This is a genomic window from Streptomyces mayteni, from assembly GCF_054783955.1.
In genome coordinates this window covers 1-16,929 of record NZ_BAAGPR010000020.1, presented here as the reverse complement: position 1 = coordinate 16,929, position 16,929 = coordinate 1, and the positions used below count along the sequence as shown (strand labels likewise).

Here is a 16,929-nt window from a genome sequence, read left to right as displayed (position 1 = left end):
GGCTGCCTCAACCGCCACCTCACCACCGCCCGACCTGGGGCGGGCCTGGCGGCCCGATCCGGAGCCAGGGGGATGTTGCAGAGGCGAAACATCTCGGACACCCATAAGGATCCACCGATACCTAGATTGGATCCATCGCTCTGTTGGTCACCGAGGAGGACCCGCTTCCCATGGCAAGCATCATCCGCATGCGCCGTGCCGCGATGGCCGGTACCGCGCTCGTAGTGGTCACCGCCCTCGCGGCCGGCTGCGCCGGCTCCGGCGACACGGCGTCGGGACTCAGCGGCGAGATCATCTGGGCCGACTTCGGCGGACCGACCAACGAGAGCCGGCAGGCCGCGTACTTCGACGACTTCCAGGACGAGACCGGCGTCGAGGTCGTCTCCGTCCCGATCGAGGACGCGATCTACATGGGCATGCTCAGCGGCGACGAGGGCGAGTACGACGTCTTCCAGTCCAGCGCCGCCGAGACACTGAGCCACGTCGAGAACCTCGTCGAGCTCCCCGAGAACGTACGAGGCGATCTGCTGCCCGAGGAACTGCGCCCGTACTTCGTCGGCGGCTTCGTCTTCGGGATCGCGCAGGGCTGGCTCACCGACACCTTCCCCGACGGCGGCCCGCAGACCTGGGCGGACTTCTTCGACACCGAGGCATATCCCGGCACGCGTGCCTGGCCGGGTGCGCCGGGCAGCTTCGACGCGTCGTACGAGATCGCGCTGCTGGCCGACGGTGTGGCGCCGGAGGACCTGTACCCGCTCGACATCGAGCGGGCCGAGGCCAAGCTCGACACGATCCGCGACGACCTCGTGTTCTACCAGGCCTACCCGGAGGTGCAGCAGCTGCTGGTCAGCGGCAGCGCCGCCATCGCCGTGACCGTGACCGGCCAGTACACGGCTCTCATGAATGCCGGCGAAGACGTCACGATCCAGTGGAACCAGGCGTTTGTCGTGCCGTCAGGCTTCGCGTTCCCCAGCGCGTCGAGCGACCGGGACGCCGTCATCGCGCTCGCAGGCTGGATGAACGACCCGGAGCGGCAGGCGAGCTTCACCGAACGCACGCTGTACGGCCCGGTGAACTCCGAGGTCTTCGACCACCTCCCCGACGATGTCGCGGAGAATCTGGTGAACTCGCCCGAGCACGAGGATCAGATGCTGCGCTGGGACGACCAATGGCGCGGCGAGAACTACGAAGACCTGCTGACGGCCTATACGGCCTGGCTGGCCGGCTGACGAGGCACCGATGACGACGCCGGCGCGGACCACCCCGAAACACCCGAGCACCGTTGATCAGGAACGTGAGGACGTGAGCAAGCCGGTGATGGCCGTGCCGCGCGTACGCGGAGAGGCCCCGGCGCGCCGGCCGCCGGGTATGACCAAGGCCGAGTCCCGGTGGTTGCTGTGGCCACCGCTGATCTTCTTCGCGCTCGCGCTGGGTTGGCCGCTCGTCACCCTCGTCACCCGGTCGCTGGAGGGCGGCGGATCGGCGTATGCCGACGCGTTCGACGTGCCAGCCTTCGCCGGCTCGCTCACCCGGACCGTGATCATGGCCGTCGTCGTCATGGTCCTGACGATGGTGCAGGGCACCGCCTATGCCCTGGCCGTCGTCGCGTCGCCGGCCTGGCTGCGGTTCGCGCTGCTCGCCGCGCTGATCCTGTCGCTGTGGACGTCGATCATGGTGCGTTCGTTCGGCTGGATGCTGCTCGAGCTGCCCCGGGGCGCCATCTATTGGCTTCTTGGCCTGTTCGGCCTGGCCGACGAGCCGATCGAGCTCTACCAGACGACGCTCGGCATGTATCCGGCGATGGTGGCCGTCATGCTGCCGTTCGCGGTGCTGCCGGTGCTGTCGGCGCTCCAGTCGATCGACCGCGAGCAGCTCAACGCCGCGACGATCTTCGGAGCCGGTCCGTGGCTGACGTTCCGTGCCGTGACCTGGCCCCAGATCCTGCCGTCCGTGCTGAGCGGAGGCGTCCTCGTCTTCGTCATGTCGCTCGGCTTCTACGTCACGCCGCTGCTGCTCGGCGGGCCCGGCAACATGACCGTGTCCGGCGTCATCAACGCCCAGATGAGCCAGGCCAACCGGCCGGACATCGGTGCGGCGATGAGCATGCTGCTTGTGGGAGGAATGATGATCGTCTACCTCATCGCCGACCGTCTGTTCAGGGTCAGCGAGAAGTGGGGATGATGCGATGAGCACGATCGTCGCCCGTAGTCTCGGCTGGTACCGGGTGCCCGTTGTCGTGGTGGCGGTGCTCGCGAGCCTGCTCCTGATCGTCCCGTTCCTCGTCCTCGTGGCGACCTCCTGGACCGAGGGCAGCTTCATCCTGTTCCCACCCGAGGGTTTTTCGCCGCAGTGGTACGCCGAGGTGCTCACCGACAGCCGGTGGCTGGAGTCGTTCCGGCTGTCCCTGTGGACCGCGACGGTCTCCACCGTCATCGCCGCCGTCCTGGGCACGCTCGGTGCGCTCGGGTTGACGAGGGTGCGCGACCCGCTGGCGCGGCGCTGGATCCGCACGCTGTTCATCCTCCCGATCGCCCTGCCGCCGATCGCCTACGCCGTCGGGCTCCACGGCGTCACCATGGACCTCGGCTTTCTGCGCGGCACGTTCGTCCCACTCATCCTCGGGCACGCTCTTATCGCCCTGCCGTACGTGTTCGTCGTCGTCTCCGGCGGCATCGCCCGGATCGACCCCGCTCTGCGCCCCGCGGCGCGCACGCTCGGCGCGCGGTGGCCGCTGATCCTCTGGAAGATCGAACTGCCGGCACTGTTGCCGTACTTGCTGTCGGGCGCTTTGTTCGCCTTCGTCGTCGTGTTCGACGAGGTCGTCCTCGCGGTCTTCCTCATGCCGCCGGGAGAGCAGACGCTGCCGCTGCGGATGCTCAACGCGTCGCAGGAGGCATTCTCGCCCGAGCTGACCGCAGCCTCCACCCTGGTCTCGGTCCTCGCCGTCCTGGTGCTCGCCGTCATTCCCGTCAGCAATGCCGTCAGGCGGCGCCGGGCAGGCCGCGTGGCGTTCACGCGACCCCCCGAGCGGTCGGCCGCGCTGGAAGGAGTCACACCATGACCATCGCCCTCTCGATCGCGGACGTGCACGTCACGCTGGGCCACAACCATGTGCTCAAGGGTGTGTCCCTCGATGTCCGGCCGGGCGAGTTCGTCACACTGCTCGGCGCGAGCGGCAGTGGCAAGTCCACGCTGCTGAACGTCATCGCCGGTCTCCAGACGGTCGACAGCGGCCGCCTCACCTTCGACGGCGTGGATGTCGGCAGGCGGCCACCGCAAAAGCGCGATGTCGGTGTCGTGTTCCAGTCCTACGCGCTGTTCCCGCACATGACGGTCGGCGACAACGTCGCGTTCCCGCTGCTCGCGGCGCGGCGCCCGGCCAAGGAGCGGCGTGCCGTCGCCGAGGAGATGCTCGCGCTCGTCCAGCTGCCGGGCTTGGCCGACCGCTCCCCGGCGTCGCTCTCCGGCGGTCAGCGCCAGCGTGTCGCGCTCGCCCGCGCGCTGGCGGCGAACCCCGGCGTCCTCCTGCTCGACGAGCCGATGGCGGCGCTGGACAAGCAGCTGCGCGAGCAGATGCAGGTCGAGATCACCCGCATCCAGCGCGAGGTCGGCATCACGACGGTGTCGGTGACGCACGACCAGACGGAGGCCCTGACGATGTCGGACCGCGTCGCGATCATGCGGGACGGCGTCCTGGTGCAGGTGGACTCGCCCGAGGACCTCTACCGGCACCCCGTCGACGAGTACGTGGCGGGCTTTCTCGGGGAGGCGAATCTGCTGCCCACGGCCGGCAGGCGCATCCTGGACGACCCGCGGGGCGCCGAGGTCGACGGCACCGCCGTGCTGCGACCTGAGGACCTCGAACTGGTCCCGCTCGACGAGCCGTGTCCCACCTGGCACGTCGAGGGGACGATTCACCTGCTGAGCTTCCAGGGCACGCGGTTCCGCCTGGAGCTGACGACCGACGCGGGGCGCAAGGTCGTGTGCTCGCTGCCCCCCTCCGTCGACGCGTCGTCCCTGGTGGTGAGCACACGTGTCCGCGTCACGTGCCGCGACCCCGAGCGCGTGCACGTCATCGCCGCCGCGCCCTCGCGGCCGGTGCCCGTCGCGGCGTGATCCTCCGACCTCTCCGACCTCTCCGACGGCACCGGGCGGCATCCGGGCTCACGCCGCGGGGTCGCGAGGCGCGTCGGCGCCGCGGCTCTCGTGCGAAGCGCCGTCGCGGGTGAAGATCGTCACGGTTGCCAACGCCCCCAGTTGCAGCCCGGCGACGAGGACGAACGCCCAGGTCGTCGAGGCGACGGCGATCACGAGCCCGCCGATGAGGGCGCCGCCGGCGTAGCCGACGCTCGTGAAGCTGGAGAACATGCCAAGACCGAGCGCCCTGTTCCCGACGGTCAGGCCGCGCGTGGCGAGCATCGTCAGCGACGGATACAGCGGTGAGAAGCCGACGCCGATCAGGGCCACGCCGGCCGCGGCGACCCAGAAGCCGCTGGCGAGGCCGAGCGTGGCCAGACCCGTCGCGAGCGCGCACAGCGAGACCGCGGTCGAACGCAGGGGACCGATGCGATCGGGCAGGCTCGCGAGGGCGACGCGCGCCCCGATGACACTGACGGAGAAGACCACGAAGATGGAGGCCGCGCCCGTGAGGCCGCTCGCCGGTACGCCCCCTGCTTCGAGATGGACGATGAGGAAGCCGAGCATGAGCCCCTCGCCGCACCAGGCCGCCGCGGCCACGACGCCGGGCGTCCAGACCGCGAGGAGGGCGCGCCGGACCGCTACCGCGCGCCGAGGACTCGGGGACGCCGGATCGGCCGGCGTCGACCGCGGCGGTCGCGGCAGGCAGGCGATGAGCGCGGCGGTGGCCAACTCGAACACGGCACACAGGACGAACACGGCGGCGGGTCCGATCGCCTGGTTCACGGCCGCGCCGATCTGCGGGCCGAGGGCGAGCCCGATCCACACGCTCAGGCCGAAGACGCTCAGCGCCTTGCCGCGCTGCGCCGCGGGCGCCGTCGCGACGAGCCAGGTCATGACGAGCGTCATCGCCGCGGCGTTGCCCAGTCCGAACAGCACGCGGCCCAGGCCGGCTCCCCACAGCGACGGCACGGCCGCCAGCAGGACCATCCCGAGCGCCGCCACCGCGCCGCCGGCGAGGGCGACCGCCCGATATCCGTGCCGGTCGGCCAGCATTCCGGCGACGGGCATCGCGACCATCGAGGCGACCGCCGCGAGCGAGATGACGAGGCCGGAGAGCGTGGTGCCGCCGTCCAGGACGCGCTCGACGTACACGGGGATGATCGGCGTGCTCGCCGCGTTCGTCATCGCGCCAAGCGCCGAGGCGGCGAAGATGAGCCAGAAGGTGACCGTCCGGGTGACGTCGCGCTCCGGCGTCATGACGCGGTCGACCCGGGTACGCACTCCAGGTCCAGCCAGAGCTCGAAGCAGTTGTCGCGCGAGAGCGACGTCGCCCCGATCGACGCGCGGCCCATGCTCCCGATCTCGGCGCCGAAGACCTCGATGAAGAGATCGCTGGCGCCGTTGGAGACCTCGTGGAGCAGCCCGAACCCGGGCGGGCAGACCACGAAGCACAGGGCCCGGGACAGGCTCGCGACGTTGTCGAGCGAGCCGATCGCGTAGCGGATCATCCCGAGCGTGTGGATCGCGGTCAGCCGTGCCGCCGCATAGCCCTGGTCGATCGTGACCTCGACGCCGACGACGCCGGGGTGCAGGCGCTCGCCGGCCCGGTTCTCCGGTGTCAGCCCGCTGAGTTGGAGCAGGTCGCCGATGCGGTGAAAGGGCTTCATGGGGCCGTACCGCCGGCCGTAGGGGGGATGCGCGTAGTCGGGGATGTCGAGCCCGAGCTCTCGGACCTTCCGCTCCGCACCGGCCATGTACTCTCCCGTAGGCTATATGTATCCGATACCATCTGGAATGGATCCATTCTAGGGGAGGAGTCCGTGCCGATGACCCCGACCCCCGAGCAGCGCGCGGCGGCGCTTGGCCTGGTGATCCCCGACTACGCGCATCCGCCCTCATCGAGGTCTTCGGTGACCAGGTCGGGCGGGCACGTCGGCGAGCATCGGCGTGCTGAGTCTGTCGGGAGGCAACGCGTTCGAGATGGTCACCGTCGCCGAGATCCGGGACTGAGGGGACGAGCGTGATCGAGACCGTGCTGGGGCCCATCCCGGCGGAGCGGCTGGGCGTCACGTCCATGCACGACCACGTCCTCAGTGACGCTTCCACGCTGCGGCGCGACGGCGCCCCGCCGGGCCCTTCGGCGGATCGCGTGGCCCCCGAGACACTCGGCTATCTGCGCTGGAACATGCTCGCGCTGGCCGACAACCTCCGCCTCGACGAGCCCGGCGTCGCCGTCGCCGAACTGGCGCGCGCCGTCGCGCTCGGCCAGCGCTCGCTCGTCGAGGCCACCTCGTGGGGCCTCGGTCCCGACCACGCCGGCCTGCCCGACCTGGCACGGCGCTCGGGGATGACGATCGTGTGCGGCTACGGCGCCTACATCCGTGCCACGCTGCCCGGCTGGATCGCCGAACTCGACGAGCGCGGTCTTGAGGAGCACCTGGCCGGCGCGCTGCTCGACCGGGTGCCGGGCACCGGCTACCGCGCTGGCATCCTCGGCATCATGGGCACGACGGCGGACCTGCCGGAGTCGGAGCGCGCCATGTTGCGTGCGGCGGCGCGAGCCGCCGTACGGGCGGGTGCCGCCGTCACGGTACGCCTCGACCCCGAGGCGACCCGCGGCCTCGAGGTGCTCGCGCTGTGCGCGGACGAGGGCCTGCCGGCCGAGCGGGTCGTCTTCACCAACGCCGACGAGTACATGGACGCGGCGTACTGGGCCGACCTCGCGGCCGCGGGCGCCGTGCTCGAGATGTGCTTCGGTACGGAGGCCGGCCACGTCGGACGCGTCCGCAACCCGTCCGACACCGAACGCCTGGACTTCTTCGCCCGGTTCTGCGCGGAGCACTCCTCGTCGCGACACGTCCTGGGCGGATCGCTGTGGACGAAGGCGCAACTCCAGGCGTACGGCGGCTACGGCTACGGCTACCTGACGGCACGTATAGCGCCCGCGCTGCGTGCGGGCGGCGTGCTGGCGCGGCGCATCGACCGGATGCTTGTGGACGAGCCGCGGCGTCTGCTGGATCGCCAGGCGCGAGAGCCACGTCGCGACGTGCGGTGACGGCGATCGGGGCCGGTGTCGCATCCGCGCGCCACGCGAGAACACCCGGGCGGGTGGAGGCGGGTGCCGGCTCCGCATGGCCGCGAAACACGGTTCGCGGGGGAAAAGTGTGTCCGAGTCGGACACGACCACTACGCCCACGCCCTGAGCAGGCAAACGCAGTTTGCCGTGGGGTGATGTGCGATGAATGCTGGAAGGCAATGCCTCGGGCCGGTGGACACGGGGGCGGGGAGGGAGCGGCGCCGTGCGGCGAGCACATGCTCCGGCGCACGTGCTGACGTTCTCCCGAACGGGAGGCGATGTGGGCTACCTGTCCTGAACGGGGAAGAGTGATGGGCGCGTCCGTCGGGTACCGGGCGACCCTTCGGTGGGTGACTGCGATCATGGCGGCCGTGATCGCGCTGACGTTCCTGTTCGGGTTCGGGAACGTGTTGGCGCTGGGGCTGCGGCTGGGTGTGCCGGCGTACGTGGCGCCGTTGGTGGCTCCTGCTGTGGATCTGTCGGTGCTCGGGTTGCTGTTGGGTGTGCGTTACCTCGCGCTGAATGGCGCCGCCCCCGAGGCGATCCGTCCGGCTCGTCGTCTGCTGGTGCTGGCCAGCGTGATGACCCTGGCATTGAATGTCACGGAGCCGCTGCTGGTGGGGCACTACGGCAAGGCGGCGTTCGACGCGGTCGGTCCACTGCTGCTGATCGGATGGGCAGAGGTCGGTCCCGGCCTGCTTCAGGCCATTGCCGACACGGAAGATGCGTCTAGAACGGGGTCCAAGCTGGTCGCCGACTCCGCGCAGCTCGCCATCGACCGCGAGGGGAAGGAACTGGACGCGCCCGTTGAAAGGCTGACGCGCCGAACGGCGGGGGCGCGGTCGGCTCCGAGGAGACGGCGGTTGGAGTCGGTTTCCGTTCCTCGTGCTCGGTCGAGGCGATCGACCACGGGGCGGCCGGAGAGGGAACTGCTGGAGCGGGCTCGTGAGGAGGACGCTCGGCATCGGCAGGCCCACCAGCGGCCGATTTCGGCGGAGACGCTGCGAAAGCGGCTCGGTGTGGGAGCCGGGAGATCTCGGGCGTTGGTGGCCGCGGTCCGTTCCGAGGTGAACGAGGAGGGGACTGCGGAGAGCTGGAGGCGTCGAGATGGAGCCGTCTCTAGCGAGGAGGGAATCGCCGTCCCGGGGAAGGAGGTCGACTTTTCTGTTGGTCGCGCACTGTGACTGCATGATCGTCATAGGGGTCGAGTCGGGTCATTTTGTCCGTATCTTTGAGCTTGAACCGACACCGCTGCCCGGGGTTAGTCCGCGGCACGCCTTGATGTCGTAGGTGATCCCTAGGCTTGGAGCATGAGCTTCACAGCACTGCACCGTGCCCTCGGGACGACGCCTGGCCCCGTGACCGATGAGCTCCTCGATGCCGCGGTGGCTGCCGGTGTGATGGAGACGAACGATCTGGACTGGAAGGCCGAGCTCCCGCCTGCAAAAGGGTTGCCACAGACAGATTTTCCCAAGGATGTGGCTGCGATGGCGAACAGCGGCGGTGGCCTGATCGTCTACGGTGTGCGCGAGACTCAGAAGGCGGCGACTGGACGCGTCGACGTGGGCGAGTTCGGGGAGACGTACGAGCGTGCCCTGCGTGGCGCCGCGATCACCGCTATCTCCCCGCCAGTCTTCAGCCTGGGTATCCATCGACTCGGGGCGCGGGGAGACCGTGCCGTCGTTGTCGAGGTGCCCGCAAGTGTCGACGGGCCACATCTCATCTACAGAAACGAGTACTTCGGCGCGCCCGTGCGTAACGACTCGGACACGGTGTGGATGAAGGAGCGGCAGATCGAGGCCATGTACCGCGCGCGTTTCGAGGAACGTCGCCACGCTACCGAGGCGCTGGACGCGCTGTTCACCGAGGCATCCGCCGGCCGCGACACCGCCAAACGAGCATGGCTGACCGCGGTCGCCCACCCCCGCATCCCTCGCCTCCGGGATCGCCTGAGCCGTGACGGAGTCCGAGCCGTGCTGTCAAGAGCCGCGGACCTTGCGCTGGTGTATGCGGGGCGCGGCGGCATCCATCCACTGGAGAGTGTGGACCGGTTGAACCCCCGACCTGGACTCCGGCGCTCGGTCGCCGCGAACACGGCGACGGGCGAGCACTCCACTTGGAAGGAAGCGTGGGTCAGTATCCACGATGACGGCTCGGTCACCGTGGCGGCCGCGGTTGGCGGGCATCCCGTGAGTCGCGACGCATACCTTGGAGGCGAGCAGGTCGAGTCCTCCGCCATCGAGTGCGCCATCGCCGACTTCATGGCGCTCATCCGAGCTGCGGCGGAAGCAACCGACAACGACGAGTACGACGTGCGCGTCGGGATCGAATGGACCGGCGGACAGCCACTCAAGATCCTGACGAAGGACAACTTCGGTTATCCCTACGACGGGGTCTCGACTCCCCTGCACACCTACGCACCGGTCGAGACCACCGTAAATGCCGTCGAATCCGATCTTGACTTCTACTGGCACGTTCACGACCTTGCCCGGGACTGCGTGAACCAGGGTGGCATCTCGAACGTGCGCATGATCCAGCCCCCACCCGGGGACCACGCATAGACGCTCCGCGTTACTGTAAGAGGTCGTTTTCTCTCGATGTTTTATCCCGTGATGGGAGCTTGGTCCGGTGGTGTCGGGTCTCGCCAGGAGGTCGTCGCCTCGCCGGCGAGGCGACGGGCCATGAGGTCGGTCATGGCGAGGTGGATCATGGCTTCGGAGCGGGCGGGCAGGGTCTCGTAGTCGCGGGCCAGGCGGCGGTGGAGCATGAGCCATCCGTAGGTCCGCTCAACCGTCCAGCGCTTGGGCAGTGGGGTGAATCCCCTGGTCCCGGCTGTGCGTTGGACGATCTGCATGTCGATGCCGAGGGCGGCGGCGTGCTCGACGAGGTGCTGACGGTAGCCGCCGTCGACCCAGACCTTGTGGATGCCGGGATGGTTGGCGGCCACGTGGTCGATCAGCCGGGTGCCGGCGACGGAGTCCTGGACGCTGGCCGCGGTGACCAGCACCGTGAGGAGGAGGCCGAGGGTGTCGGTCACGATGCTCCGCTTCCGGCCCACGATCTTCTTCCCCGCGTCGGTTCCCTGGCTGGAGACGGGAACGCTGGTGGCGGTCTTGACGCTCTGCGCGTCGATCACGCAGGCCGACGGCTCGCCGTTCCGACCCTCCTTCTGCCGCACCAGGCCACGTAACAGGCCGCTGAGCTGGGCGAACACGCCACCCTTCTCCCATCTCGCGAAGTAGCCGTACACCGTCTCCCAGGGTGGGAAGTCGTGTGGGAGGTAGCGCCACTGGACGCCGGTGCGGTCCACGTACAAGATCGCGTTCATGATCTCGCGCAGGTCATGCTCGGGCGGGCGGCCGATGTTCAGAGCGTGCCGGCGCCGCTCGGCCCGCCAGGCGGTCAGCACTGGTTCGATCAACGCCCAACGGGCATCGGACAGATCGCTTGGATACGGGCGACGCTCAGCCATGACCCGGGCATACCGCCCGTCAGCGAGTGCGCCCAGGCGTGCGGGATTCGGTCGTGGGGCACAGTCCCGCGCCGGCACTTTGGGACGAGACAGGCACAAGCCACCTCCCGCCCCACCCGTCACCCCACCCAACCACCGAGACACAACCCACACCACCACGCCCATCAGCCCCACGACCCGGCACCGCGAAATCCAGGAAATAGCAGGGCATCAGAGATGAAAACGACCTCTAAGGCCGCCCACCAGGATTTCTGGAGGCCATCGGCCGGGACTCAACTGGCCGCCCACCTGGAGCTTCGCACGGCCGCTGTCAGTCGATGAAGTGGTCGCGGAGTGCGCGCGGGTCGAGCAGCGTCACCGGCTGCTGCCGGCGCGCGTGGTGGTGCACTTCGTGCTGGCGATGTGCCTGTTCTTGGCCGAGTGAGGCCACGCGCACCTCTACCGCCTCGGCCTCATGCGAGCCTGGCCGAGAGCGCGCTGTCCGGATCCCACCTGTGCGTACCAGCCCTTCCCCCAGGTCATGCGCGAGAGACCTGAGTAGACGGGACTGGCGCAGGTCAGCAGGGGGACGGTACACCACCGTCCGAAGCATGGCGTCTCGTTGTCAGTGCCGTACTCCACAATGTTCGCCGTGACTGACTACGCCCTCACCAATCTTGGGCCGCACCGGTTCGAGGAACTGTCCCAGGCTTTGGCCCTTCGGGTGCTGGGGCCATCCGTGGAGATCTTCGGAGACGGCCCTGACGGTGGGCGCGAAGCCTCTTTTCATGGTCTAAGCAGCTTTCCTTCGCCTGATGATCCCTGGAGTGGCTACGGGGTGTTGCAGGCCAAGTTCCGCAAGCGCCCGGAGGAACCCGCCAACAATGCACGTTGGTTGATCCGCCACATCACCGCCGAGCTGGGCGCGTGGGCCGACCCGGACTCAAATCGCGTCCGGAAGGGGCGCGTGCCGGATTACCTGCTGATCACCAGCAATGTCGTCCTCTCATCGGCCCCCGGCAGCGGGGGTATCGACAGGGTCAAGGCGGAACTGCAGGAACACGCGCGAGCACTCCACCTTCCGCTGAAAGGACTGGAGATCTGGCACTTCGACAAGATCTGCCGGCTCCTGGACGATAGCAAGGACGTTCGTCACGCCAACGCCGACGCCGTACTGTCCGGGGATGTACTTGGCCGTCTGTACGAGTTTGTAAGCCAGTTGGAGACGGCGCGCACTGCGCCCGTCCCTCACGCGATCCCTGGCCTTCCCAGAGAGTTGCGTCCGCTGTATGGACGCGAGGCTGAAATCGCCGAAGGGCGGAGGTTGGTCGAGGAACGGGATGGTGAGGGCAGGGCGGCAGTCGTGCTGACCGGGCCGCCAGGCATTGGGAAGAGCGTCGTTGCTCTGCGTCTGTCGCGGCTCGTGGCCGACGTCTACCCGGACGGGCAGTTCCATATCGACGTTGCCCTCTCTGCCGGCGAGGGAAACCATGCAGATTTGGTGCCGGTGCTCCTACACACACTGTGCCCCGATGGTGCGCCGCTGCCCGAAGGGCGTGCGCAACAACTGGCTCTTCTGCGTGCAACGCTCTCCCAAAGCAGAGTGTTACTGCTCATCGACGACGTCGTCTCGGAGCAGGCGCTCCTTGACGTGCTTCGAATGGATGGGCCTTTCGCCCTGGTGTGCACAAGCCGCTCCAAGCTTAGCGGGCTCACCGGGTTGGTTCACCTTATCGAGATCGACACGTTGCCGGCCCAGCACAGCGAGCAACTGGTGCGAGAGGTCGCTGGCCCTGATCGTCTGACGGAGGTGCAGACGACCTCCCTGGTCGAAGCCTGTGCCGGGCATCCGCTCGCGCTCCATGTCGCAGCCGCTTACTTGGCACGCCGCCCCAAGGTCAACTTTGACCGATTCCTCGATGACATCACCAGCCCTGACCGTGGGGTCAGGGTCCTCCGAGCCGGCCAGACCGCACTGGAGCCCGTGCTCGAGCGAAGCTTTGCCGCGCTCAGCCCTGAGCAGGCAGATCTCTTCACCACGCTTGGCATCTTGCCCCACATGTCCATCACCACGGACGTCATCGCCTCCGCCACAGCGTCGCTGAGCGAGCTCGACTACGATCACGTCGACGAAGTAACGGACCTGTTGGACTCGCTGTTCGAACTCAGCCTCATCGAGCAAATCGACGACGACCGGTTCGTCCTCCACAAAATTCTGCATCGCTTCGCGCGACTTAAGTCTGCCTCCATCACAACAGAGCGACGGGAAGCCACTATCCGCCAGACATGCCTCATGCTGGCCATCCGGGCACGGTCCGCAACGGAGTCGATCGGCTTTGTAGATCAGGAAGCAACGGTACCTGCGCAGAGCAATGTGGTCGCCCTGCGCACCCTCAATGCAGATCGCCCAGGAGCCGTTGCCATGACCGAGATGGCCCGGCAATACCAAGTGTGGGAGCCGCTCGTCCTGCTTGTATCGGACCTGACGGATTCACTGTGGCAGGGGAGTCATTGGAGCGATCTGGAACGCGTCTACAAGTGCGTGCTTGAAGCGGGTACCCAGTCCAAGAAACCCGAGTGGATGGCGACGGCTCTGCATAACTTGGCAATGGTTGCCAGCCATCTAGGCGACAGCCAGCGCGCGGTTGACCTATATCAGCGCGGCGCCGAAACGGCACATGACGCCAGCAATCCGCACCAGATGTATTTGGCGCAGTTGGCCCTGGGATCACTGCTCATCAACCTCGGGCGAGCCCGTGACGCAATCCCATTTCTGCGCAGCGGATTGCGGTTCTGGCGAATCGTCGAGGATCACCAAGCGCTAGCCCAAGCTCTGGGGAACTTGGGTCAGGCGCACATGGCCATCGGCCGCCTCCGTCGGGCTGAGCAATACCTTCGTAACAGCCAGACCTTGTCCCAGGCGGGCAGTCGTGCTGACCTGTCGAACCGCGGGGTAATCGCCGCACTGCTGCGCCGAACGGGCCGCATGGCTGAGGCTGCGCGGGAGGCTTTGCAGGACATCCAGCGAGCTCGTGCTGTCGGGAGCCGGGAGTGGGAAGCCAAGGCGCTGATGGAGCTCGCGGAAACACCTGTTGAGGAACGGCCGGACTCAGCTCCGGCCCAACCTCTGGAGGCCGCACTAGCCATCTACCGCGACACAGACGACGTCCAAGGCCAGATTCGGGCGCTTTTTCGACTCGGCGACCGGGCTGCAGATAAAGCAGACATCCACCGGGCAGCCGAACTCCTGGGCGAATGCGCCAACCTCGCCCATCAGATCGGCGACTATGAGCACGCCACACGCTCACTCGTCTACCTAGCTTCCTACCATGGAGGTATCGGACATCTCGACGAAGCGGAGACGTGCTTCGCGGACGCACTGGACACGGCTCGGCATCTGCGAAACCCCGGCGTACTCGCCAGGACTCTGCAGAAGAGAGCCGAGTACCTCTGGCACCGGGGTCAAATCGGCGAAGCCGTCAGCCATCTAACCGAAGCGGCTCGCCACCTGGAGGCCACCGAGGAGAATCGGGCCATGGCCCAGATCAAGACAGCTCTAGGGGAAGCTCTCATCGTTGCGGGACGATGGCAAGAAGGCGCCAAGACCCTGCAGTCTGTCGTCTCCGAAGTGTCCGACCATGCCTCCCCTGCCACCAAGTCCCGGGCCTACCGCGCACTGGCCATGCTCTACTCACGTCGGGGCCTCCACCGGGAAGCCATGTCCACGATCACCAAGGCGCTCGATCAGTGCGAACGAGCCGGCGACACATCGGGAATTCTTCAGTGCCGGATGGCTCTGGGTAACGTGCAGGCCCGGAACGAGGAGTGGTCCGAGGCGCTCGACCAGTACAACAAAGCTGCCGAGCTCGCTGGAGAGCAGAAGGACCTCCATGTACTTCTCACTGCCCGGAGCCAGGCCGCGCTTTGCCAGCTCCGCATCGGTGAGGAGGTGCAGGGGGTTGCCGCGATGACCAAGCTCATTCCTCTGGCAGAGCTGTTGGGGATGCAGTCAGCTAAGGCGGCCCTACATTCCAACATCGGTGCCCATCACGCTCGATCCGGTGCCTACGAGAACGCGGCCAGGGAATTTCGCACGGCTCTGCGCCTCATAGAACAGCTCGATGACAAACCGATGCGCGCCAACTGTCTACTCAACCTGGCTCGTGCCGACCGCGAGCTTGGCGACTTTGACAGCTCCCGGGCGCATGCACGCGAAGCCTTCGTCCTTCACCACGATCTCGACAACTGGTCGGAGGCAGGCGAGGCGCTACTCCTCCTGGGGTTGCTGCAATCGGAGGCAGCACCGGACGCCGGTGTGCCCACATTCAACGACCTGCTGGGTGATGGGCAGCGAGTCGACGAACGCGTCATGGAGGCCCTCCGCGCCCGCGCTTACCAGTCTGAGGGGGACTCCGTCGTCAAAACCTATCCGGAGAACGGTAGTTCGACCGCCGTCGCTGGCATGCGAAAGATCAATGTCTCGGGCGCCGTGCTGGAGGAACTGGATGGAGTTGACCTTAAGCCACTCATTATCCGTCTTGGGAACTCACGGCAGACATGCGCAGCCTGCAATCTCTTGATCGACGAGACCGGAGAAGCGGAATTGCTTTTCTTGCAGCACCCACAGATGGACCACATTCTACTGCGTCTGGCGCACCCTCACTGCATCCTCTCCGGGGTGATCCAGCTGAAAGGCGCAGCACCCAAGCAGCCAGAAGAGAGTACCGAGATTGAGTGCATCCTGTTCGGCCAGGACAGAGCCGGGATCATCGCCGACTGCTACGGCGGATTGGGCTCATTCGACGACGGCAGGCAAGTCGAAGACCTCATCCTCAAAACCTACCTTGAGGCAGGGTTCACCAATCTGCAAAGCATGCTCAAGCTCAAAGATGGTCAGCTATTGGACTTCCGTAACATTCCACGCATCGACGGCGGCGGCGTCGAGGCGCGACTCGAAGGCAACAAGCTCTCGATCACTTGCCCCCAGGGCCTTCTCCTGCCTCCCGGGCCGCTCAACTTCTACCCCCACTGGTATCGGAAAGCTTTTGACGGGTCATTGATCGTCGTGATCGGCAGGAACCTGCAGGGAATGACAGCCGAGGATCCCTCCTACCTCCTACGCGCCATGGCCTTGGGTCAAGCAGTCGGCGCCACCGTGCCGCTAACAGTGGTGCGACCCCGCAGGAACAGCCCTTGCCCCTGCATGATGCGCTCGGGACGGAAATTTAAGCACTGCTGCGGGAGCAGTAGCGCGCGCTGACTCAGCTGGATGCCCGGCGGGAAATCCATACGAGGATGGGCGGGCTGGCGGCGGGGCAGATCGCAGCCCGCTTCAACCGCCTTGTGTGCCAGCGCACGTATCTGCGATGCTGCCTGCGCTTCTCGGGAATCTTGGTCAACGACCCGGTCAGCGTCTTGACTGCGACGTAGCGCGCAAGCTCCTCGTCCCACGCCGCCACACGTCTTCGCCTCCTCATCATCCCCGGCGACTTCGGAGGGTGATTCGGTTGATTAAATGCTCTCGAAGTAGACTGGTGATTTGGCAGTATTCAAGCCTGTTGTATTCGTCACTGAACGAGGGCGCTCGAAGGTCTGATTCCAAGGTTGCCAATGGAGCGGATTGCTAGTTGAGTGAGGTTTTCTCAGTGAGTTCGGTGGTGTTCGAAGTGGGTGAGGACGAGACAGGCGTGGGTTAGGTCGCTGATTCGACTGGGGGCGAGCGTGACGTGTTATAAGGCTTTCCAGCAGGTTTTGAGTAGGGACATGGCTCGTTCACCGAGGACCCGGAGCCGGGTAAGCAGGTCGTTGTAGGCGCGATTGTTCTCCTCGAGCGGGATGCCGTTGGCCTGTCGTTTCACCGGCACGAGCACTCTTGCGCCTGCGCCCTGGTGGCCCTTGTCCGCCAAGGTCTTCAGGCCATCGTGTGCGGCCGTGTGATCAAGCCGTCCTGGCCAGGATTGCTCCGACGGCACCACGGTGGCGGACGGCGACTACACGTGTCGCACGGCACGTGCGTCGGCGAAGGGAGCATCCTCCATGCGTCGCATCCTCTCCACGTCCTCGGCTACGGCCGCGCTGGTTGCAGGCGTGGGCCTGACCCTCATTGCCACCGGCGGGCCGGCCAGCGTCGCGGGCTGGTGCGACGGCTCGAAGGGAATCCCGCTTAGAACTCCTAACGAAATGATCTTCGAGGTGGTTGGATCACTCCGAGGTCGATGATGTGGGGGTGCGGGGTGGTGCGGCCGAAGCCGTGGGAAGTCGA

General features: G+C 66.9%; 12 protein-coding genes and 1 pseudogene. 9 read left to right on the top strand and 4 right to left on the bottom strand.

The window, feature by feature from the left end; translation table 11 throughout:
- Positions 1-170: 170 nt before the first annotated feature.
- Genes ACYVPE_RS12070 through ACYVPE_RS12055 form a run of 4 tightly spaced genes read left to right on the top strand, consistent with a single transcriptional unit; the run spans position 171 to position 4,116 of the window.
- Positions 171-1,229: an extracellular solute-binding protein gene (locus ACYVPE_RS12070; protein WP_461033502.1), complete on the top strand. Its 1,059-nt coding sequence runs from the start codon at positions 171-173 to the stop codon at positions 1,227-1,229.
- Between the two features lie 10 nt (positions 1,230-1,239).
- The gene (locus ACYVPE_RS12065; protein ID WP_461033501.1) at positions 1,240-2,181 is read left to right on the top strand and encodes an ABC transporter permease; all 942 of its coding nucleotides are present in this window, start codon (positions 1,240-1,242) and stop codon (positions 2,179-2,181) included.
- A gap of 4 nt (positions 2,182-2,185) precedes the next feature.
- Positions 2,186-3,061, top strand: coding sequence for an ABC transporter permease (locus ACYVPE_RS12060; RefSeq protein WP_461033500.1), 876 nt, complete (start codon positions 2,186-2,188; stop codon positions 3,059-3,061).
- Positions 3,058-4,116 (top strand): ABC transporter ATP-binding protein, encoded by a 1,059-nt coding sequence (locus ACYVPE_RS12055; protein WP_461033499.1) that lies wholly within the window; start codon positions 3,058-3,060, stop codon positions 4,114-4,116. The genes ACYVPE_RS12060 and ACYVPE_RS12055 overlap by 4 nt, the downstream gene beginning before the upstream one ends.
- A gap of 48 nt (positions 4,117-4,164) precedes the next feature.
- Here the strand turns inward: ACYVPE_RS12055 and ACYVPE_RS12050 are convergent, their stop codons facing one another.
- Complete coding sequence (locus ACYVPE_RS12050) at positions 4,165-5,421, bottom strand: MFS transporter (RefSeq protein WP_461033498.1); 1,257 nt, start codon at positions 5,419-5,421, stop codon at positions 4,165-4,167.
- Entirely contained in the window at positions 5,394-5,894 is a 501-nt protein-coding gene (locus tag ACYVPE_RS12045; protein WP_461033497.1) for a RidA family protein, read from the bottom strand. Before ACYVPE_RS12045 ends, ACYVPE_RS12050 begins: the two co-directional genes overlap by 28 nt.
- Positions 5,895-6,160: 266 nt before the next feature.
- On the opposite strand from ACYVPE_RS12045, the gene ACYVPE_RS12040 reads away from it, so the two are divergent.
- The 3 genes from ACYVPE_RS12040 (at position 6,161) to ACYVPE_RS12030 (ending at position 9,777) form a co-directional block, all read left to right on the top strand.
- On the top strand, positions 6,161-7,195 hold the full coding sequence (locus ACYVPE_RS12040; protein ID WP_461033496.1) for a phosphotriesterase family protein: 1,035 nt from the start codon (positions 6,161-6,163) through the stop codon (positions 7,193-7,195).
- 371 nt (positions 7,196-7,566) lie between these two features.
- Positions 7,567-8,400, top strand: a complete 834-nt coding sequence (locus ACYVPE_RS12035) for a DUF2637 domain-containing protein (protein ID WP_461033495.1) — start codon at positions 7,567-7,569, stop codon at positions 8,398-8,400.
- Between the two features lie 126 nt (positions 8,401-8,526).
- On the top strand, positions 8,527-9,777 hold the full coding sequence (locus ACYVPE_RS12030) for an AlbA family DNA-binding domain-containing protein (RefSeq protein ID WP_461033494.1): 1,251 nt from the start codon (positions 8,527-8,529) through the stop codon (positions 9,775-9,777).
- 41 nt (positions 9,778-9,818) lie between these two features.
- Here ACYVPE_RS12030 and ACYVPE_RS12025 read toward each other — a convergent pair whose 3' ends face one another.
- On the bottom strand, positions 9,819-10,688 hold the full coding sequence (locus ACYVPE_RS12025; protein WP_461033493.1) for an IS5 family transposase: 870 nt from the start codon (positions 10,686-10,688) through the stop codon (positions 9,819-9,821).
- Positions 10,689-10,995: 307 nt separating this feature from the next.
- Between ACYVPE_RS12025 and ACYVPE_RS12020 the strand changes: the two are divergent.
- Together ACYVPE_RS12020 and ACYVPE_RS12015 are read left to right on the top strand one after the other, a co-directional pair.
- Positions 10,996-11,100: pseudogene (locus tag ACYVPE_RS12020) on the top strand (transposase domain-containing protein); the annotation flags it as partial.
- Between the two features lie 219 nt (positions 11,101-11,319).
- A complete protein-coding gene (locus ACYVPE_RS12015) occupies positions 11,320-15,927 on the top strand; it encodes a tetratricopeptide repeat protein (protein WP_461033492.1) in 4,608 nt (1,535 codons plus the stop codon).
- Between the two features lie 469 nt (positions 15,928-16,396).
- Here the strand turns inward: ACYVPE_RS12015 and ACYVPE_RS12010 are convergent, their stop codons facing one another.
- Positions 16,397-16,639 carry a transposase family protein gene (locus ACYVPE_RS12010; protein WP_461033564.1) on the bottom strand — a complete coding sequence of 81 codons (243 nt, stop codon included), beginning with the start codon at positions 16,637-16,639 and terminating at the stop codon, positions 16,397-16,399.
- Positions 16,640-16,929 lie beyond the last annotated feature (290 nt).

What these genes read in the sequence shown, in the direction of transcription:
- ACYVPE_RS12055 (WP_461033499.1), top strand. Translation starts at nt 3,058, where the DNA reads ATGACCATCGCCCTCTCGATCGCGGACGTGCACGTCACGCTGGGCCAC.
- ACYVPE_RS12025 (WP_461033493.1), bottom strand. Translation starts at nt 10,688, where the DNA reads ATGGCTGAGCGTCGCCCGTATCCAAGCGATCTGTCCGATGCCCGTTGG.
- ACYVPE_RS12060 (WP_461033500.1), top strand. Translation starts at nt 2,186, where the DNA reads ATGAGCACGATCGTCGCCCGTAGTCTCGGCTGGTACCGGGTGCCCGTT.
- ACYVPE_RS12045 (WP_461033497.1), bottom strand. Translation starts at nt 5,894, where the DNA reads ATGGCCGGTGCGGAGCGGAAGGTCCGAGAGCTCGGGCTCGACATCCCC.
- ACYVPE_RS12065 (WP_461033501.1), top strand. Translation starts at nt 1,240, where the DNA reads ATGACGACGCCGGCGCGGACCACCCCGAAACACCCGAGCACCGTTGAT.
- ACYVPE_RS12030 (WP_461033494.1), top strand. Translation starts at nt 8,527, where the DNA reads ATGAGCTTCACAGCACTGCACCGTGCCCTCGGGACGACGCCTGGCCCC.
- ACYVPE_RS12070 (WP_461033502.1), top strand. Translation starts at nt 171, where the DNA reads ATGGCAAGCATCATCCGCATGCGCCGTGCCGCGATGGCCGGTACCGCG.